The organism is Micromonospora sp. WMMD1155 (assembly GCF_029581275.1).
In the GTDB taxonomy this organism is placed as follows: Bacteria; Actinomycetota; Actinomycetes; order Mycobacteriales; family Micromonosporaceae; genus Micromonospora.
Window position 1 is genome coordinate 3,325,275 of sequence record NZ_CP120742.1, and the last position, 17,943, is coordinate 3,343,217.

19 protein-coding genes are annotated in these 17,943 nt (G+C 71.1%); 10 read left to right on the forward strand and 9 right to left on the reverse strand.

Translation table 11 applies throughout. From position 1 onward, the window contains the following. Nucleotides 1-65 precede the first annotated feature (65 nt). Nucleotides 66-1,535 (forward strand): D-inositol-3-phosphate glycosyltransferase, encoded by a 1,470-nt coding sequence (gene mshA / locus O7617_RS15200; protein WP_282264745.1) that lies wholly within the window; start codon nucleotides 66-68, stop codon nucleotides 1,533-1,535. A 59-nt stretch (nucleotides 1,536-1,594) separates the two neighbouring features. Continuing rightward, a complete protein-coding gene (locus O7617_RS15205) occupies nucleotides 1,595-2,110 on the forward strand; it encodes a YbjN domain-containing protein (protein ID WP_282264299.1) in 516 nt (171 codons plus the stop codon). 247 nt (nucleotides 2,111-2,357) lie between these two features. On the opposite strand, the gene O7617_RS33470 is transcribed toward O7617_RS15205, so the two are convergent. Then, nucleotides 2,358-2,840: a hypothetical protein gene (locus tag O7617_RS33470; protein WP_348774182.1), complete on the reverse strand. Its 483-nt coding sequence runs from the start codon at nucleotides 2,838-2,840 to the stop codon at nucleotides 2,358-2,360. On the opposite strand from O7617_RS33470, the gene O7617_RS33475 reads away from it, so the two are divergent. After that, the gene (locus O7617_RS33475) at nucleotides 2,818-3,525 is read left to right on the forward strand and encodes a hypothetical protein (protein WP_348774183.1); all 708 of its coding nucleotides are present in this window, start codon (nucleotides 2,818-2,820) and stop codon (nucleotides 3,523-3,525) included. The two genes, O7617_RS33470 and O7617_RS33475, sit on opposite strands and share 23 nt — an antisense overlap. A gap of 373 nt (nucleotides 3,526-3,898) precedes the next feature. Here O7617_RS33475 and O7617_RS15220 read toward each other — a convergent pair whose 3' ends face one another. Beyond that, entirely contained in the window at nucleotides 3,899-5,176 is a 1,278-nt protein-coding gene (locus tag O7617_RS15220) for an MFS transporter (RefSeq protein WP_282264303.1), read from the reverse strand. A gap of 97 nt (nucleotides 5,177-5,273) precedes the next feature. Continuing rightward, nucleotides 5,274-6,557 (reverse strand): MFS transporter, encoded by a 1,284-nt coding sequence (locus tag O7617_RS15225; protein WP_282264304.1) that lies wholly within the window; start codon nucleotides 6,555-6,557, stop codon nucleotides 5,274-5,276. 152 nt (nucleotides 6,558-6,709) lie between these two features. On the opposite strand from O7617_RS15225, the gene O7617_RS15230 reads away from it, so the two are divergent. Next, nucleotides 6,710-7,477 carry a phosphoglyceromutase gene (locus O7617_RS15230; protein ID WP_088987447.1) on the forward strand — a complete coding sequence of 256 codons (768 nt, stop codon included), beginning with the start codon at nucleotides 6,710-6,712 and terminating at the stop codon, nucleotides 7,475-7,477. Nucleotides 7,478-7,523: 46 nt separating this feature from the next. Here the strand turns inward: O7617_RS15230 and phoU are convergent, their stop codons facing one another. Continuing rightward, a complete protein-coding gene (phoU, locus tag O7617_RS15235; RefSeq protein ID WP_282264305.1) occupies nucleotides 7,524-8,177 on the reverse strand; it encodes a phosphate signaling complex protein PhoU in 654 nt (217 codons plus the stop codon). 204 nt (nucleotides 8,178-8,381) lie between these two features. Between phoU and O7617_RS15240 the strand changes: the two genes are divergently transcribed. Both O7617_RS15240 and O7617_RS15245 read left to right on the forward strand, forming a co-directional pair. Next, nucleotides 8,382-9,665: an ATP-binding protein gene (locus O7617_RS15240; RefSeq protein WP_282264306.1), complete on the forward strand. Its 1,284-nt coding sequence runs from the start codon at nucleotides 8,382-8,384 to the stop codon at nucleotides 9,663-9,665. Between the two features lie 23 nt (nucleotides 9,666-9,688). After that, entirely contained in the window at nucleotides 9,689-10,372 is a 684-nt protein-coding gene (locus tag O7617_RS15245) for a response regulator transcription factor (protein ID WP_110563227.1), read from the forward strand. 61 nt (nucleotides 10,373-10,433) lie between these two features. On the opposite strand, the gene O7617_RS15250 is transcribed toward O7617_RS15245, so the two are convergent. Then, a complete protein-coding gene (locus O7617_RS15250; protein WP_282264309.1) occupies nucleotides 10,434-11,087 on the reverse strand; it encodes an NAD(P)-binding domain-containing protein in 654 nt (217 codons plus the stop codon). A gap of 404 nt (nucleotides 11,088-11,491) precedes the next feature. On the opposite strand from O7617_RS15250, the gene O7617_RS15255 reads away from it, so the two are divergent. Next, the gene (locus tag O7617_RS15255; protein WP_282264311.1) at nucleotides 11,492-12,070 is read left to right on the forward strand and encodes a TetR/AcrR family transcriptional regulator; all 579 of its coding nucleotides are present in this window, start codon (nucleotides 11,492-11,494) and stop codon (nucleotides 12,068-12,070) included. A 4-nt stretch (nucleotides 12,071-12,074) separates the two neighbouring features. Here the strand turns inward: O7617_RS15255 and O7617_RS15260 are convergent, their stop codons facing one another. Next, nucleotides 12,075-12,872, reverse strand: a complete 798-nt coding sequence (locus O7617_RS15260) for a hypothetical protein (RefSeq protein ID WP_282264746.1) — start codon at nucleotides 12,870-12,872, stop codon at nucleotides 12,075-12,077. Between the two features lie 80 nt (nucleotides 12,873-12,952). On the opposite strand from O7617_RS15260, the gene O7617_RS15265 reads away from it, so the two are divergent. Together O7617_RS15265 and O7617_RS15270 are read left to right on the forward strand one after the other, a co-directional pair. After that, nucleotides 12,953-13,897 (forward strand): Ppx/GppA phosphatase family protein, encoded by a 945-nt coding sequence (locus tag O7617_RS15265; protein WP_282264312.1) that lies wholly within the window; start codon nucleotides 12,953-12,955, stop codon nucleotides 13,895-13,897. Between the two features lie 74 nt (nucleotides 13,898-13,971). Then, nucleotides 13,972-14,778 (forward strand): sugar phosphate isomerase/epimerase, encoded by an 807-nt coding sequence (locus O7617_RS15270; protein WP_282264313.1) that lies wholly within the window; start codon nucleotides 13,972-13,974, stop codon nucleotides 14,776-14,778. Between the two features lie 28 nt (nucleotides 14,779-14,806). Here the strand turns inward: O7617_RS15270 and O7617_RS15275 are convergent, their stop codons facing one another. The 3 genes from O7617_RS15275 to O7617_RS15285 are packed head-to-tail and all read right to left on the reverse strand — an operon-like array spanning nucleotide 14,807 to nucleotide 16,854. Next, nucleotides 14,807-15,394, reverse strand: coding sequence for a CGNR zinc finger domain-containing protein (locus O7617_RS15275; protein WP_282264315.1), 588 nt, complete (start codon nucleotides 15,392-15,394; stop codon nucleotides 14,807-14,809). Nucleotides 15,395-15,413: 19 nt separating this feature from the next. Continuing rightward, the gene (locus O7617_RS15280; RefSeq protein WP_282264317.1) at nucleotides 15,414-16,580 is read right to left on the reverse strand and encodes a glutathionylspermidine synthase family protein; all 1,167 of its coding nucleotides are present in this window, start codon (nucleotides 16,578-16,580) and stop codon (nucleotides 15,414-15,416) included. 1 nt (nucleotide 16,581) lies between these two features. Further along, on the reverse strand, nucleotides 16,582-16,854 hold the full coding sequence (locus O7617_RS15285) for a hypothetical protein (protein ID WP_282264319.1): 273 nt from the start codon (nucleotides 16,852-16,854) through the stop codon (nucleotides 16,582-16,584). Nucleotides 16,855-16,939: 85 nt separating this feature from the next. On the opposite strand from O7617_RS15285, the gene O7617_RS15290 reads away from it, so the two are divergent. Beyond that, the gene (locus O7617_RS15290) at nucleotides 16,940-17,860 is read left to right on the forward strand and encodes a proline dehydrogenase family protein (RefSeq protein WP_282264320.1); all 921 of its coding nucleotides are present in this window, start codon (nucleotides 16,940-16,942) and stop codon (nucleotides 17,858-17,860) included. The last annotated feature ends 83 nt before the right edge of the window (nucleotides 17,861-17,943 follow it).

A 17,943-nucleotide genomic window follows, 5' to 3' on the forward strand; every position in this document is an offset into this window, starting at 1 on the left:
CCGACCGGGCGTGGGCCGGCCATCGACGGCTCCGGTGATGAGGTCCGTCACGCGCGGGGGCCGCGCTGGGGAATTTCCGATGCCCGATGGGGAAGATGACATCCGGCGTACAGGTTGACCGAGAAGCGCCGGTCGTGCGAGACGGCATCAACCGTGAAGAAGGAGCGGATGTGGCGGAAATGCACACCGGTGTCGGACGTCAGCGAGGTGCCCGACCGTGGCCCCGCCCCCGCCGCATCGCCACCCTGTCGGTGCACACCTCCCCCCTGCACCAGCCCGGAACGGGCGACGCCGGTGGAATGAACGTCTACATCCTGGAAGTCGCCCGGCGGCTCGCCGAGGCCGACGTCGAGGTGGAGATCTTCACCCGGGCCACCTCCGGCGACCTTCCCCCGGTGGTCGAGATGGCACCCGGCGTGCAGGTCCGGCACATCACCTCCGGCCCCCTGGAGGGCCTCACCAAGGAGGAGTTGCCCGGGCAGCTCTGCGCCTTCACCGCCGGGGTGCTGCGGGCCGAGGCATCGCGCCCGCCCGGGCACTACGACCTGATCCACTCCCACTACTGGCTGTCCGGCCAGGTCGGCTGGCTGGCCAAGGAGCGGTGGGGCGTGCCGCTGGTGCACACCTCGCACACCCTCGCGAAGGTCAAGAACGCTCAGCTCGCGGCGGGTGACCGGCCGGAGCCGAAGGCCCGGGTGATCGGCGAGGAGCAGGTCGTCGCCGAGGCGGACCGGCTGGTCGCCAACACCCGGGTCGAGGCCACCGACCTCCTCGCCCGGTACGACGCCGACCCGACCCGGGTGTCCGTCGTACAGCCGGGAGTCGACCTGGACCGGTTCCGGCCCGCGCCGGGCGACCGGTCCGCGGCTGCCCGCGAGGCTCGCCGCCGGCTGGGACTACCGACCGATGGGTACGTGGTCGCCTTCGTCGGTCGGATCCAGCCGCTCAAAGCCCCCGACGTGTTGATCCGCGCGGTCGCCGCCCTGCGCGAGCGCGACCCGGCACTCGCCGACCAGGTGACCGTGGTGATCTGCGGCGGTCCCAGCGGAAGTGGGCTGGACCGACCGACGGCGCTGATCGAGCTGGCCGCCACGCTCGGGGTCGCCGACGGCGTCCGATTCCTGCCCCCGCTCACCGGAGACGACCTGCCGGCGCTGTACCGGGCGGCCGACCTGGTCGCGGTGCCGTCGCACAACGAATCGTTCGGGCTGGTCGCGCTGGAGGCGCAGGCCTGCGGTACGCCGGTGCTGGCCGCCGCGGTCGGAGGACTGGTCACCGCCGTGCGGGATCAGGCCAGCGGAGTGCTGATCGACGGGCACGACCCGGTCGACTGGGCCCGTGCGCTGGGGCACCTGCTGCCGGACCGGGCACGCCGGGCGATGCTGGCCCGCGGTGCCGAGCAGCACGCTCGGCGCTTCTCCTGGGACCGCACGGTCACCGGCCTGCTCGGCGTGTACGGCGAGGCCATCGCCGCGCACCGCGCTCGGCGCGCGGCTGACCTGGCGTGCGATCCCGCGCTCTCCTGCTCCTGGTGACCCCGGGGGCGCTGGTCGCCGACGGGTGAGCCGGCCGGGTCGGTCGTAGAGTGGGTCCGGTGAGCCCGAAGAGCGATCTTGCGACCCTGATCGAGTCGGTCTGCGCCGAGCGGGGCCTGGCCTGGGAGTCGACCGGCCCCGACTCGTACGCGGTGACCCTGCCGGGCACCCACAAGCTCAAGACGATCTGCAACCTGATCGTCGGCGAGCACGCCCTGCGGATCGAGGCTTTCGTGATGCGCCAGCCCGACGAGCGGCGCGAGGAGTTGTGGGCCTGGCTGTTGCAGCGCAACGCACGGATGTACGGCGTCTCGTTCTCCACCGACGCCGTCGGCGACGTCTACCTGACCGGGCGGGTCAACCCGGCCGGGGTGGACGCCGACGAGTTGGACCGGCTGCTCGGATCGGTGCTCACGTACGCCGACGAGTCGTTCGACACGATGCTGGAGATCGGCTTCGGCAGCTCGATCCGGCGCGAGTACGAGTGGCGGGTCAAGCGAGGCGAGTCGACGGCCAACCTGGCCGCGTTCGCCCACCTCTTCGAGCCCTCCGGCACCGGCCCCGACCCGGCCTGACCGCCCGCCCACCGGCACCCCGCCCGCCCGGGGGCCTTGCGCCCCCGCGCCCCGCGCCATGATCGTGCTCGATCCAGGAAGTAGTGGTCTGGTCCCCGCGCCGAGGCCACTACTTCCTGGAACCAGCACGATCATGGGGAACGGACGGAGGTTCGGACTGCTCCTGACGGGTATGCCGCACCGCGCGGTGCGGCAAGGGACCCCCGCGCGCCGAGGACGGAGTTCAAGGAGCGGAGCGTCCCATGGCTCAGCGGAACAGCTCAGGTCGCGGCGCGACTGCGACCAGGACGAAGCGACAGGCCGGCAACCAGACGCCGGGTACCCCAGGGGTCTCCGAGTCGGAGATCTCCCGGATGCGGGTGGACGACATCCGCGGGCAGCTACGCAAACGCGGGGTCTCCGGGATCTCGGCGCTGCGCAAGCCCGAGTTGGTGAAGCAGTTGGTCCGCTCGCTGCGTTCCGGTGCCTCTGGTGCGGCCCGGCGCAGCACCGGACCGGCTGGTCGGGCCACCGGCACCAGGGCGTCGGCCGGTCGGGCCGCCGCGACGAAGAAGTCGGCGTCGAGGGCGGCACCGAGTCGCGCGAAGGCCGCACCGGCGAACAAGAGTGCTCCCGCCAAGCGGGCCGCCGCGAAGAAGACGACGGCCACGAAGAGGACGACGGCGGCCAGGAAGACGACCGCCGCGAAGAAGACGACGTCCGCGCGGGTGTCGACAAGCGGGGCGCGCAAGACGGCTCCCGCGAAGAAGACGGCGGCGGCGAGCAAGTCGACGACCGCCCGCAAGACAGCGTCGGCGAGCAAGTCGACCGCCGCGCGCAAGACGACGACGGCGAGCACGTCGACGGCCGCGCGCAAGGCGGCGACGGCCCGTACGACGTCGGCGCGCAAGGCCGCCACCGCGCGCAAGGCGGCGTCAACGCGGAAGGTGGCTGCCAAGAAGGCGCCGGCCAAGAAGGCTCCGGCGAAGAAGGCGTCGGCGCGGCCGGCGGCGAAGCGTGCGGCACCCGCCAAGCGCACCGCGCCTCCGTCGGCGGCGGCCGGGGGGATCCGGACCGGACGGGGGACCGGGCGATCGGTCCGTAGTTCGCAGGTGATCTCGTCGACGATGGATCGGCCGGAGCGGCCGGGGCGAAGCCTGATCACCGCGAACCACGAGGTGATCCAGCGGTGGGCTCGCGATCGTGGTGCGAAGCCGGCGACCATCGCGGGCACCGAGCGGGATGGTCGCGTGGGTGTGTTGACCTTCAACATCCCCGGATATCGGGAAAGCAGCCGAATCCGTGAGATCACCTGGGATGACTGGTTCTACACCTTCGACCTGCGCCGACTGAACCTGATTTATCAGGAACAGTTGCGTGACGGCCGGCCGAGCAACTTCTTCCGGACCGAGTCACCCGATCGGGAAGACGGTTGAGGTGTTTGCGGGAATGGCTGCCGGGTACGCGGCTGTTGCCAATGACCGAGGCCGGAGCAGCGGATACTCGTCAGTTGTGACGGGCGAGACAGCCGTTGTGGGTTGAATCCAGAATCCGGGCGAACTAGCTTTATTGCGCCGCGTCACGCTTGGAAACGTTCGGGGGAGCGGCGGATCGATCAGATCCGTGCACCAGGCGAGACGCGAGGGGACGGGTGGATTAGCCGTTGGGGGACGGTGACCACCTGTTTGGACCGGCGGCGTGAGCGGGCGATGCTTACGGGGGTGAGTGTTGCCCGCCGCCGCCGGCCCCACCGGCGGGTGCCCACCACCACCTTCGGGTAGTGGTGGGCGCTTTGCGTTGTAATCGCGATTACGACGCCGATACCCGTTCGGCGGGTGTCGGCGGTTCCCCCGCTTTCCGTAGTGCGGCGACGTGCCGTTCCCGGGGTGGCCCGGCCAACAGGTGGCCGAGTGCGGCCAGCAGGCCCAACCCGCCCACGATCAGCCAGTGCCGGTCGCCGAGGTGTTGGAGGCTCACCCCGCCGAGGGTGGGGGCGACGAATGCGGCCGCCGGGAACGTCAGGTAGAAGACCGACTGGTACCGCGCCCGTAGTTGGGGTGGTGCCAGGTCGGCGTTGATCTGCGCGTTGGGCGGAGCGGCGATCATCGAGCCGACCGTCCAGACCACCGCGGCGGCCAGGTAGACGGCCAGTTCGTCGGCGACGGCGAGCACCCCGAAGCCGAGAGCGAGCAGCGTGGTGGAGGCGGCCAGTACGACGTCCTTGCGGTGCCTGTCGATCAGCCGGGGCACGAACAGTTGCCCGATCACGATCAGCGCTCCGCCGAGCGCCACCACCAGCCCGTACGCCGACGGGCCCAGGCCGTCGTCGCGCATGGCCAGCGGCATGATCGTCGAGGTCTGCATGGTGAGCACGGCCAGGACGAAGGTGAGCCCGACGAAGACCAGGAAGGTGCGGTCGGTCAGGGCGGTGTGCAGCCCCGGCCGGCGAGGTCGCAGGGACCTCGGTGGCGGCGGCTGGTCTGCCGTCGACGTGGCCAGGCGCAGGGTCTCCGGTACCTTCCAGCCGATCACGACGGCGGCGGTGAGCGTGGCGGCGGCGTCGACCAGGAACAGCGCGGTGAAGCTCGCCTCGGCCAGCACCCCGGCGAGCAACGAGGCGACCGCCATGCCCAGGTTGAACGCCCAGAACTGAAGGTTGAACGCCCGCGAGCGGCGTTCGGCGGGCACCACGTCGACGATCGCCGCGACGAACGCCGGACTGGGCATCGAGTGGACCACGCCGACCAGCGCGGCGAGCACCGCGATGAGGAGAAGGGACCGGCTGAAGGCGAGCGCCACCATCAGCGCGGCGGTCGTCAGGTGCGCGGCGAGCAGGGTCGCCCGTCGGCCCCACCGGTCGGCCAGCACTCCGCCGAGCAGCACACCGGCAGCGCCACCTGCCCCGTACAGGCCGACGACGGTGCCGGCGAGCCCGACGCTCGCATCGCGCACGTCGGTGAGATAGAGCGAGAGGAACAGCATGGCGAAGGCGCCCGCCCGGTTGATCAGGAGGCCGACCCAGAGATACCAGAAGGTGGCGGGAAGCCCGCCCGCGGTGTCGTGCCACCAGCGCCGCACGGCGTGCAACCGACCTCCCGACAGTTCAGCTTCTTAACCGTTTCCTCTGCACGGTAGAAACCCGGGCCGCGTCGCGCCAGTCGAATGCTGATCTTCGGGCGTGTCGTCAGGCGAGGGCCTCGGCGGGCTGCGGCCCCCGGTCGGCGGTGACCGGCGTCAGGGCTTCGCCGGAGCGGCGGAGGTCGGCGGCCCGCCGCTCCCGGGCGGGCCCGGACACCAGGTGGGCCACGGCGGTGAGAACACCCAGCGCGGCGCAGCCGTACCAGAGTGCGTCGTTGCCGGCGTGCTCGCGCACCAGGCCACCGAGGATCGGCGCGCTGGCCCCGGCGATCTGCCAGGAGAGGGAGAACACGCCCTGGTAGCGACCGCGCAGATCGGCCGGGGACAGCTCCGCGATCAGCGTGGAGTTGGACGGCGAGTTCAGCATCTCGCCGACCGTCCAGATCAGCACCGTCAGCCCGTAGAACCAGGCGGTGCCGGCGAACGCGGTCAGACCGAACCCCAGGCCCATCACCACTGACGCCAGTGCCAGCACGTGTGAGCGGCTGCGCCCCCGGATCAGCCGGGGCACGAAGAGCTGACCGACCACGATGAGGATGCCGTTGAGCGCGATGACCGAGCCGTAGGTGGCCGGGCTCAGGCCGCTGTCGCCCATCGCGATCGGCAGCATCGAGATGTGCTGGAGGAACACCAGCGCGGCGAACAGGTTGAGCGCCACGAAGCCGAGGTAGACCCGGTCGGTGAGGATCGTGCGCAGGGCGCCGCGTGACACCTTCGCCGCGCTGGCGGTGGGAGCGCCGGCCTGCCGGGTCTCCGGCACCCTGACGAAGATGATCAGCGCAGTGATCAGCATGGTGCCGGCGTCGACGACGAACAGCAGCAGGTAGTCCGCCTGCGCGGCGAGGCCGGCGAGGACGGCGGCGCAGGCGAAGCCCAGGTTGATGGCCCAGTAGTTGAGCGAGAACGCGCGCAGCCGGTCCTTCGCCGGCACCACGTCGATCATCATCGCGCCGAACGCGGGTCGGGCCGCCTCGGCGAACATGCCGAGCAGCAGGGCGCCCAGCGCCACCGCCCAGAGGTCCCGGGCCAGCCCGAGCGCGAGCATCATGGCGGCGGCGCCCACATGGGCCGTGAGGAGGGTCGGCCGCCGCCCCCACCGGTCGGCGAGGGTGCCGCCCGCCGTGGTGCCGAACGCGCCGCCGACGCCCCAGAGGCCGATCACGAGCCCGGCCTGGGAGGCGGAGAAGCCGCGTTCCTGAGTCAGGTAGATGGCGAGGAAGACGAGGACGAACGAGCCGAGTCGGTTGATCAGGGTCCCAGACCACAGGTACCAGAAGGTGGTCGGTAGCCCGCCGGTGGTGTCCCGGAACCAACTCCGCATCGTCCGCATAAGGCGCCCCGTATACAAGTAATGACCGATCTGACTGCCGTGCCTTACAACCCTAGTGGCCGGCGGAGTCGCTGGTCATCCGCATTTTCACGTGGTGGTCGTCACGACGGGTGCCCGCGTGTCCACTCGGCGGTTGAGGCAGGATGATCCGCATGACTGCGAGCGAAGGGCCCACCGTCGGGACGCTGGTCCTGCTGCGACACGGTGAGAGCGACTGGAATGCCAAGAACCTCTTCACCGGCTGGGTCGACGTCGACCTGACCGAGAAGGGCGAGGGTGAGGCACGGCGCGGCGGCGAGTTGCTGCGCGAGCACAGCCTGCTGCCGGACGTCGTGCACACCAGCGTGATGCGTCGCGCGATCCGCACCGCCGAGCTGGCACTCAACGCCGCCGACCGGCACTGGATCGCGGTGCGTCGGTCGTGGCGACTCAACGAGCGGCACTACGGCGCCCTGCAGGGCAAGAACAAGAAGCAGACCCTCGACGAGTACGGCGAGGAGCAGTTCATGCTCTGGCGCCGGTCGTACGACACGCCACCGCCGCCGATCGACGACAACGACGAGTGGTCGCAGGTGGGTGACCCTCGTTACGCGCTGCTGCCGACCGAGCTGATGCCACGGACGGAGTGCCTCAAGGACGTCGTCGACCGGATGCTGCCCTACTGGTACGACTCGATCGTGCCGGACATCCTGGCCGGCCGGACGGTGCTGGTGGCCGCGCACGGCAACTCGCTGCGCGCCCTGGTCAAGCACCTCGACCAGATCTCCGACGAGGCGATCGCCAAGCTCAACATCCCGACGGGCATCCCGCTGCGCTACGACCTCGACCCGCAGCTGCGTCCGCTCAGCCTGGGCGGCACGTACCTCGACCCGACGGCAGCGAAGGAAGCCGCTGCCGCGGTCGCCAACCAGGGCCGCTGAACCCGGACGGAGGGCCCCCGCGACGCGGGGGCCCTCCGTTTTCGCGTCAGTTGGTGGTGGGGCTGTTCTCCCCGGTGATCAGGTAGATCACGTGCTCGCCGGCGTTGACCGCGTGGTCGGCGAAGCGCTCGTAGAAGCGGCCCAGCAGGGTGGCGTCGATGGCGGTCTCCACCCCGTACGGCCAGTCGTCGCCGAGCAGCACCGCGAACAGATTCTTGTGCAGCTCGTCCATGGCGTCGTCGTCGCCGTCCAACTCGCCGGCGAGGTCGACGTCGGGCTTCGCCAGCACCGAACCGATCTTCACGGCCATCCGGTCGGCGATCTCGGACATTTCGGTGAAGACCGCCCGCAGCTCGGCCGGGACGGCGGGCGAGGGGTGTCGGCGCAGCGCGGTCTTCGCCACGTGCTCGGCCAGGTCGCCCATCCGCTCCAGATCAGCGGCCACGTGCAGCGCGGTGATCATCGCGCGGAGGTCGGAGGCGACCGGCGCCTGTCGGGCGAGCAGGTCACAGACCCGCTCCTCGACGTGCCGGTAGAGGTCGTCGATCTCGGCGTCCCGCTCGATGACCGTCTCGGCGGACTGCCGGTCGGCGGTGAGCAGGGCCCGGGTGGCCTGGCGCATGGCGGCGCGGACGCCCTCCGCCATGTCCACCAGCAGTTGGCTGACGATCTGGAGGTCGGCCCGGAACTCGTCGCGCATCATCACGTCCTGTGGTCGGTCGCCGCCGACGGGTGCCGGCGCAGGGGGTTGAGCAGGTGCGACGCCAACGGTAGGGCGCGCGGACGGACCCCTGATGAACCACGGTGAACGACGCCAGACGTGGGGGTGAACACTTCTCTAAGTGCGGGTGTTTCGTCCCGTTCTGTGTGGTAGCCAGGTTAACAATGACCCTACGATCGCCGGGTGGAGTGGGCGGTGGCGGTCGTGGTGGCCGTGGCGTTGGTGGCCGGGATGGCCGCCGGTCTCCTGCTGCCCCGGTTCCTGCCCGCGCGGGACGGTCGCTCCACGTCGACGGGCAGCGCGAGCTCCCGCTGGAGCAGGGGGAGGCCCGCGATAGCCGACGAGCAGCAGACCGGGCTCGGCCGCCGGACGATCGACTCGCTCCGCGCCGGTGTCGTGGTACTCGACAACGACGACGTCCCCGTGCTGATCAATCCGGCTGCCCGCGCGATGGGGCTCCTCCGTACCGGCAGCACTCCCGGCTCGATCGCCGCGCACCCATTGATCCGTACCCTCGCCGGCCAGGTGCGCCGCACCGGCGTGCGGCGCGAGATCGAGCTGGACCTGCCCCGAGGTCGCGACGGCGCGGGGGAGAACCCGCTCGGCGTGCACCTGCGGGCCATGGGCATCGGCAACGGCTTCATCGCGGTCGAGGCGGTCGACGTGACCGAGGCGCACCGGTTGACCCGCGTACGCCGCGACTTCGTGGCCAATGTCAGCCACGAACTCAAGACCCCGATCGGGGCGCTGCAACTACTCGCCGAGGCGTTGCTGGACGCGACCGAACCGGCCGACGCCGCGGCGCCCGACCTCTCCGAGGACCTGGTCGCCGCCCGCCGGTTCGCCGAACGCATCCAGCACGAGTCGACCCGGTTGGGTCGGCTGGTGCAGGAGTTGCTGGAGCTGACCCGGTTGCAGGGGGCCGAACCGCAGCCGCCACCGGAGCCGGTCGCCCTGGACTGGGTGATCGCCGAGGTGGTCGACCGGACCCGCACCACGGCCTCCGCCCGGGGGATCGAGGTGACCGTCGACGGTGAGCGTGGCCTCACCGCGTACGGCAGCGACTCCCAGCTCGCCACCGCGGTGGCGAACCTGGTGGAGAACGCCATCAACTACTCGGGCGAGGACACCACGGTCCGGGTCACCCTCCGCGGCGACGACGAGCACGTCGAGGTCGCCGTCGCTGACCAGGGCATCGGCATCGCCCCCACCGACGTGGACCGGATCTTCGAGCGGTTCTACCGGGCCGACCAGGCCCGCTCCCGGGCCACCGGCGGTACCGGGCTCGGGCTGGCGATCGTGAAACACATCGCGAGCAACCATGGCGGACGGGTCGAGGTGTCGAGCACTCTTGGTGGTGGGTCGACGTTCACCCTCCGGCTGCCTGCCAGTCCACCGGACGACCTTCTGGCGACACTGCCGCCGGTTGGGATCGACTCCGGTCCGGCCGGGCTACGGCAGGTCTGACAGCAATGGAAAGGAAATCCCCGTTGAGCCGCGTTCTGGTGGTCGAGGACGAGGAGTCGTTCTCCGACGCCTTGTCGTACATGCTCCGTAAGGAGGGTTTCGAGGTTTCGGTCGCCGCGACCGGGACCGACGCCCTCACCGAGTTCGACCGGACCGGCGCCGACATCGTGCTGCTCGACCTGATGTTGCCCGAGATGTCGGGCACCGAGGTCTGCCGGCAACTGCGGCAGCGGTCGGCCGTGCCGATCATCATGGTCACCGCCCGGGACAGCGAGATCGACAAGGTGGTCGGGCTGGAGATCGGCGCCGACGACTACGTCACCAAGCCGTACTCTCCGCGTGAGCTGGTCGCCCGGATCCGGGCGGTGCTGCGCCGGCAGAGCCCGGAGGTGGCCGAGACGGGTGCTCCCACCCTGGCCGCCGGGCCGGTGCGGATGGACATCGAGCGGCACGTGGTGACCGTCGACGGTGGGGCCGTGCAGCTGCCGTTGAAGGAGTTCGAGCTGCTGGAGCTGCTGCTGCGCAACGCGGGCCGGGTGCTCACCCGCGGCCAGCTCATCGACCGGGTCTGGGGCGCCGACTACGTCGGTGACACCAAGACACTGGACGTGCACGTCAAGCGCCTGCGCTCCAAGATCGAGCCGGAGCCGTCCGCGCCCCGCTTCATCGTCACCGTCCGGGGTCTGGGCTACAAGTTCGAGCCGTGATCGGCGTACGCGAAGGGGGCCCGCGCTCGGCGCAGGCCCCCTTCGGCCTCTTCCCGCTCGGTCAGCGGACGACCTTGATGTTGAAGTCTGCGGTGTCGAGTCGACCGTAGAGTCGCAACCAGAGCGGCAGCAGCATCTCGGTGCCCCGCGCGGTGGAGAGGTCACCGAGGTCGATCACGTCGCTGTGCCCGAAGCTGATGAGCAGCCCCGTGACGATCCGCTTGGCCTCCGCGTCATCGCCGGAGACGAAGACGCTGTGCGCGCCGTCGGCGAGCCGGCGCGGGTGCACCATCAGCTCGGCGGTCATCGTGTTGAGCGACTTGACCACCTTGGCCTGCGGAAACTCCCGTTGGATCCGCTCGGCGAGGGAGTCGGTGTTGTGCACCGTCAGGGTGGGCGGGAAGCCCGCACTGAAGTCGAGCGGGTTGGCGATGTCGAGCAGAACCTTGCCGGCCAGGTTCGGTGCGCTGGCTGTGGTCAGTGCGGGGAGCGAGCCGTTGCCGTTCGTGGCGTTCACCACCAGCTCGGCGCCGCTTGCGGCATCGGCGAGGGTCGCCAGGCCGACCTCGGGGTGCTGCGCCGCCCAGTGGGCGTGTTCGCCGGCCCGGACGGCCGTGACATCGCGGGTGCCGATGGTCACCTGGTGACCCAACTCCGCCGTGCGGGCGGCGACAGCTCGACCGACCGAGCCGGTGCCGAGAACTGCGATACGCATGTCGATCGATCCTCCGTCGGGGCATCCAATCGGCTCGTGCCGATTGCGAGCAGGCTAACAGACAGGTCTGTCTACCGCTGCCCCTGTCGAGCTACAGAGGGTGTCGGCGTGCAGCCCTCTCTGGACGCCCGGAGGGCGGCAGTGCGGGTGGCAGCCCTTTGGAGCTGATGTCACAAACGAGTCATCCGCCGTCGCCGGCCGGTGTCCTCCGCTGATGCCACAAGCGATTCAGCTCCAAAGCGCCCTCGACCCATGTCCCGCCCTCTCGTCCACGGGGACCGTCGCGAGGTCGTCGCGCCATGGCCGCGTGGCCCCGGCTGGATCACCGAAGCCGAGGGCACTGCCTCCGCAGACGAAGCTGTCTATAGGATCAGGGCTGTCATCAGCAGAACGAGGGAGCACCGATGTCCGCGCCCCGCACCCCGGCCGGCTCGGCCAGGGACCGGATCCTGGACACCGCGTTCCGGCTCTTCTACGCGCACGGGCCGCGCGGCGTGGGGGTGGACACGGTGATCGCCGAGTCGGGCGTGGCCAAGGCGACGCTCTACAAGCACTTCCCGCGCAAGGACGACCTCGTGCTGGCGTACCTCGACCGGGTCGACCAGGCGTGGTTCGGCGCGCTGCGGTCCGCGGCCCGCGATGCCGGCGACGAGCCACGCGACCAACTGGTCGGGATGTTCGACGCGCTGACCGGCGCCTGTCGCCGGGAGGGCTACCACGGCTGCGCGTTCATCAACACCGCTGCCGAGTCGTCCGCCGCCGGGCCGGTGCACGCCCGGACGGTCGAGCACAAGGCCGTGGTCCGCGCCTGGGTGACCGAGCTGGCCCGCCAGGCCGGCGCGGCCGACCCGGAACTGCTCGCCCGGCAGCTCACCCTGCTGCTCGACGGCGGGCTGGCCGCCGGTGTGCTGGACGGGGACCCGCTGATCGCCGACGCGGCCCAGCGCAGCGCCCGCACGCTTGTCGACGACGCCCTGCGCTGATCAGCTACAACTCGTCCGCGGGGTGCGGGGCGACCATGCCCTGCCGGGTCCGGGCCGCGCACAGCTCGGCAAGCCGCTCGTACGCGGCGGCGCCGATCAGGGCGGTCAGCTCCGGCCCGTACGACAGGTACATCGGCTCGGCGCCGACGTGCGCGTCCGTCGAGGAGGTGCACCACCAGTCCAGGTCGTGCCCACCGGCTCCCCAGCCCCGCCGGTCGAACTCGGACAGAGTGGAGACCAGGACCTTGGAGTTGTCCGGTCGCTTGACCCAGTCCTGATCGCGGCGGATGGGCAGTTGCCAGCAGACGTCCGGCTTGTATTCCAACGGGTGCACCCCGTCGCGCAACGCCTGGGCGTGCAGGGCGCAGCCGCCGCCACCGGCGAAGTCGGCGTCGTTGAGGAACACGCACGGGCCGTCGCTGCCCTGGGTCGCGGTGCGGCGGGCCGGGTTCTTGCCGTCGATCGTGTCCTGGTCGGTCCAGTTCTTGAACCCGCGCCGGAAGTGCTGCCAGGTCTCCGGGGTGAGCCGCTTCACGGCGGTGCGAACGCGCTTCTCGTCGTCCGAGTCGGTGAAGAACGCCCCGTGCGAGCAGCAGCCGTCGGCGGACCGACCGGCGATGATGCCGTGGCAGCCCTTGCCGAAGATGCAGGTCCAGCGGGAGAGCAGCCAGGTCAGGTCGGCCCGGATCAGGTGCGTCTCGTCAGCCGGGTCGGCGAACTCGATCCACTCCCGGGGGAAGTCCAGCGGCACCTCGCGGCTACGCGGATCACCAGGGTCGTCCACCAGCACACGGAGCTCCATCGTCACCCGGCCCAGCGTACGCGCGGTGCGGTCGGCAGGCCGGCGAGCCGCGCAAACGTGTTGCGCCTAGGGTCTTCATCATGCGACTGGGTGTCCTCGACGTCGGATCCAACACGGTGCACCTCCTCGTGGTGGACGCGCACCACGGCGCGCACCCGTGGCCGGCGCACTCGGAGAAGGTGGTGCTCCGGCTGGCCGAGCAGATCGGCCCCGACGGCGCGCTCACCGAGGCGGGCGCGGACGGCCTGGTCAAGGCCGTCGGGATGGCCAAGGCGGCGTCCGCCGGGTTGGAGGCCGACGACCTGATCGCGTTCGCCACGTCCGCGGTGCGGGACGCCACCAACGCGGCCGACGTGCTGGCTCGGGTCCGCGACGAGACGGGCGTACGCCTGGCGGTGCTCTCCGGGGCGGACGAGGCGCGGATGACGTTCCTGGCCGTCCGGCGGTGGTTCGGCTGGTCGGCCGGGCGGCTACTGGTGTTGGATATCGGCGGCGGCTCCCTGGAGATCGCGGCCGGGATCGACGAGGACCCGGACGTCGCGATCTCGCTGCCGCTCGGCGCGGGCCGGCTGACCCGGGAGCGGCTACGGGTCGACCCGGCCAGTGCGTCGCCGCCGTCGGCGGAGGCCGTCGAGAAGCTCCGGGAGTACGTCGAGGGGCGGCTGGACAAGGTGGCCGACCAGATCACCCAGGTCGGCTGGGACCGGACGGTCGCCACCTCGAAGACGTTCCGCACCCTGGCCCGGCTGGCCGGGGCGGCGCCTTCCGGTGCCGGGCTGTGGGTGCGGCGCAGCCTGACCCGCGCCGGGTTGCGGCAGGTCATCGGGTTCATCCGGCACATCCCACCGGCTCAGCTCATGGAGCTGGAAGGGGTCAGTTCGGGTCGGGCCCACCAGTTGCTGGCCGGTGCGGTGGTCGCCGAGGCGGTGATGCGCCGGCTGGACATGGACTCGCTGGACATCTGCCCGTGGGCCCTGCGCGAGGGGGTCATCCTCCGTCGGCTCGATCAACTCGAACCGATCTGATCGGCGTTCCGGTTTCGGGTGGTTTGCCGGCGCTCGTCACGATGTCCCGGCGTCGCCGGGCTACGCTGGCTGATGTGACTTCCCGCGTTCCCGTGCTCCTGTCCAGCTCGTCGGTCTTTCCCGAGCCGACCGCGGCGGCGTTCCAACTGGCTGCGGCACTCGGGTACGACGGCGTCGAGGTGATGGTCTGGACCGACGTGGTCAGCCAGGACGCGGGCGCGCTGCGCGGCCTGTCGGAGCACTACGGTGTGCCGGTGCTCTCGGTGCACGCGCCCTGCCTGCTGGTCACCCAGCGGGTGTGGAGCCCGGACCCGTGGGAGCGGCTGCGCAGGGCCGCCGAGTTGGCCGAGACGCTGGAGGCCCCGACCGTCGTGGTGCACCCGCCGTTCACCTGGCAGCGGGACTACGCCCGTAACTTCGCCGAGGGGTTGGCAGGCGTCGGGGAGCGGTTCCCCGGGCTGCGGTTCGCCGTGGAGAACATGTACCCGGTGCGGATGGCGGGGCGGCAGTTCGTCCCGTACGTCCCCGGCTGGGATCCCACCGACACCGGCTACCCGGCGTACACCCTGGATCTTTCGCACTGCGCGGCCTCGCACAGCGACCCGCTGGAGATGGCCGACCGGATGGGCGCCGGGCTGGCGCACGTGCATCTCGGTGACGGCACCGGCGAGGGGCGCGACGAGCACCTGGTGCCCGGTCGCGGCACCCAACCCTGCGGTGAGCTGCTCTCCTCGCTGGCCGGGCGTGGCTTCACCGGGGCGGTGGCGGTCGAGGTCGCGACCCGGGGCGCGAAGAGCCGCGCGGTGCGCGAGGCGGACCTGCGCGCCGCGCTGGAGTTCGCCCGCCAGCACCTGACCGCGTCCTCCCCGGTCGACGCCTGACCGTCCACCCGACCGGGCGACGGCGGCGTCAGCTGACCGGCGAGAGGGAGTCGACGCCGGTCGTCGGCTGCGCCGCGACGGTCACCTGCTCGCCGACGGCCGCCCGCTTGCGGGCCCGGTGCGCGGCCACGTGCGAGCGGGTGGCGCAGCGCTCGGAGCAGAACCGCCGGCAGCAGTTGGACGACGTGTCCAGGTAGACGTTGCCGCAGCGCTCGTCGGCGCAGACCCCGAAGCGGGCGCTGCCGTACTCGCACAGCCAGACGGACAACCCCCACGCCGCGCCGGCCAGGTATTCCGCGCTGACCGACGCGCCCCGGCTGGTCACGTGCATGTGCCAGTCACTGGAGTCGTGCCCGGAGATGCGCGGCTGGACCGGGAACGCCTCCAACAGCGCGTTCAGCTCGGTCACCGCCTGGGCGTCGCGCCCCGAGGTGCCGTACTCGAAGACGTCCCGCAGTCGCTTCTGCGCCCGCCGGAAAATCGCCACATCCCGTTCCACGACCTCGTCGCTCATCCAGGAGTGGTCCTCGGCGAAGAGGGCGCGCAGGTCGTCGAGGTCGTCCAGACGGGCGTTGACCAGGTCAACAGCGGTCCGGGCGTACGCGTCGAAGTTCACGCCCCCAACGGTAGACGACTCACGGGGTGCGTGGCGCGTCGATGTAGTGCGGCAGGAACCGCGCGTAGCCGTCGGTGATCAGGCTGGCGCTCTCCCGCACCCCGACTCCGGCCGACTCGCCGTCGACGATCCAGCTACCCAGCACCACCCGGTTGCCGGCGAACTGCGGCAGCGCCCGGAACTCCTGGTAGCACCAGCCCTCGTCGCCGTAGATGCCCGGGTTGGTGATCTCCTCGTCGGCGGTGACGATGCGTACCGAACCGCCCTCCCGGCCGAGCAGCGGCTTGGCCACGTACTCCGGCATGCCGCGCGGCGAGTCGAGGTAGGCCGGGAGCAGGTACTCGTGGTCGGGGTACAGCTCCCACAGGACGGCGAGCAACGCCTTGTTGGACAGCAGCAGCTTCCAGGCCGGTTCGATCCAGGTGGTCGGGGTGCCCGGAGCCAGCGCCGCCGACCCGTACGGCTCGGCCAGCATCCACTCCCACGGGTAGAGCTTGAAGCACGTGGTCACCGGTTGGTCGTCGGCGTCGACGAAGCGCCGACCGTCCCAGCCGATCTCCTGGATGGGCTGCAACGTCACGGTCAGGCCGGCCTGTCGGGCGGTCTCGGCGAGGTAACCGGCGGTCATGTGGTCCTCGCCGGACTCCTCCTCGTTCGACCAGAGCACGTGCACCCGGGGCTCGTGTAGCCCGGCACCGATCTTCGCCCAGGTGCCGACCAGCCGCTCGTGCAGGCTGTTCCACTGGTCCAGCTCCGGCCGGCTCTGCTCCAACCAGTACCACTGGATGATGCTCGCCTCGACCAGCGCGGTCGGGGTGTCCGCGTTGTACTCCAGCATCTTCGGCGGCCAGGTGCCGTCGTACGCCAGGTCGAAGCGCCCGTAGAGGGTGGGGGGCGTCTCGCGCAGCGACCGGGCCACCGCGTCGGCTGCCCAGGCCGGGATGCCGAACTCGGCGTACCGGCGGTGGGTGACCACGTGTTCGGCGGCGGCCACCGACATCCGGTGCAGCTCCTCGGTGGCCTCCTCCAGCCGCAGCACCTCGTCCAGGTCGAACGCGTACGCGGCGGTCTCGTCCCAGTACGACATGATCCCGCCGTCGGGCAGCTCGGTGTCGACGTAGATCAGCCCCTGCTCCCGGATGGTGGTGTTCCAGTCGGGTCGGGGGGTGACCGTCTCGCGGCGCACCTCAGCCGCCGCAGGCGGCGAGGTGGGTGCCGAACCCGCCGCGATCGGGCAGGGCGGCGGTGGTCGGCTCCGGAGCGGTGCGACCGGCGGCCGGGTCGGGGACCCGCATCGCCAGCGCGACCGTGTCGCCGCCGCCGACCGGCCCGAGGGCGCAGTCGTCGTCATCGTCGTCGTCCGAGGTCATGTTGCAGCCGGAGAGGGCGAGCGCGAGAGCGGTGAGCGCGCCGAGCTGCACGGAGGCCGACCGGAGCCGGCGGCGGGGGCGTTGGTCCACGGCATCGTTGTAGCCGATGCGCGCCAGCGCCGCAGCCCCGGCCGCCCCTCGGCGGGGGCCCTGGCAGGGGCGTTACGCTCGGCTCATGCTCCGTTCCGTCATCCTCGCCGCCTCCCGGTCATCCCAGGTCGAGCGGCTCGTCGCGACCGCCCCGTACACCCGGGACGTCGTTCGCCGGTTCGTCGCCGGCGCTGCCACCGACGACGCGTTGCGCGCGACCCGCGGGCTCGTCGACGACGGTCTCGCGGTCACCCTCGACCACCTCGGTGAGGACACCGTCACCCCCGAACAGGCCACCGCCACCCGTGACGAATACCTGAAGTTGCTGAAGTCGCTCGCCGCCGCGGGGCTCACCCCGGCCGCCGAGGTCAGCGTGAAGCTGTCCGCCCTCGGCCAGATGTTCGACGAGCAGTTGGCGTACGACAACGCGCGGGCGATCTGCGTGGCGGCCGACGCGGCGGGCACCACCGTCACGCTGGACATGGAGGACCACACCACGACGGATTCGACGCTGGAGGTGCTGAGCCGGCTGCGCAAGGACTTCCCGTCGACGGGCGCAGTGCTCCAGGCGTACCTGCGTCGGACCGAGTCGGACTGCCGGGAGCTGTCCTCGGCCGGGTCGCGGGTGCGGCTGTGCAAGGGCGCCTACAAGGAGCCGGAGTCGGTGGCGTACCAGTCGGCCCGCGAGGTGGACAAGTCGTACGTGCGCTGCATGAACATCCTGATGTCCGGCGACGGCTACCCGATGCTGGCGACCCACGATCCTCGGATGATCGCCATCGGTGAGGACCGGGCCCGTTGGTTCGACCGGGGGCCGGAGCGCTTCGAGTTCCAGATGCTCTTCGGCATCCGCCCGGAGGAGCAGGCGCGCCTGGCCGGCGAGGGCTACACGGTGCGCACCTACGTCCCGTACGGCGACGAGTGGTACGGCTACCTGATGCGCCGGCTCGCCGAGCGTCCCGCGAACCTGGTCTTCTTCGGCCGGGCTCTGGTCTCCAAGAAGTAACCCCCCGAATCCGGTCGACGGGCCGGCGGTGACCCCGGTGGTCCCGCCGGCCCGTTCGCGTAGGCGCCTTGACGATGCTGGCT

Excerpts from the sequence above, each read along its gene's own strand:
- phoU (WP_282264305.1), bottom strand. The coding sequence starts at position 8,177 with ATGCGCGACGAGTTCCGGGCCGACCTCCAGATCGTCAGCCAACTGCTG.
- O7617_RS15250 (WP_282264309.1), bottom strand. The coding sequence starts at position 11,087 with ATGCGTATCGCAGTTCTCGGCACCGGCTCGGTCGGTCGAGCTGTCGCC.
- O7617_RS15265 (WP_282264312.1), top strand. The coding sequence starts at position 12,953 with ATGCGACTGGGTGTCCTCGACGTCGGATCCAACACGGTGCACCTCCTC.
- O7617_RS15290 (WP_282264320.1), top strand. The coding sequence starts at position 16,940 with ATGCTCCGTTCCGTCATCCTCGCCGCCTCCCGGTCATCCCAGGTCGAG.
- O7617_RS15225 (WP_282264304.1), bottom strand. The coding sequence starts at position 6,557 with ATGCGGACGATGCGGAGTTGGTTCCGGGACACCACCGGCGGGCTACCG.
- O7617_RS15230 (WP_088987447.1), top strand. The coding sequence starts at position 6,710 with ATGACTGCGAGCGAAGGGCCCACCGTCGGGACGCTGGTCCTGCTGCGA.
- O7617_RS15255 (WP_282264311.1), top strand. The coding sequence starts at position 11,492 with ATGTCCGCGCCCCGCACCCCGGCCGGCTCGGCCAGGGACCGGATCCTG.
- O7617_RS15260 (WP_282264746.1), bottom strand. The coding sequence starts at position 12,872 with ATGGAGCTCCGTGTGCTGGTGGACGACCCTGGTGATCCGCGTAGCCGC.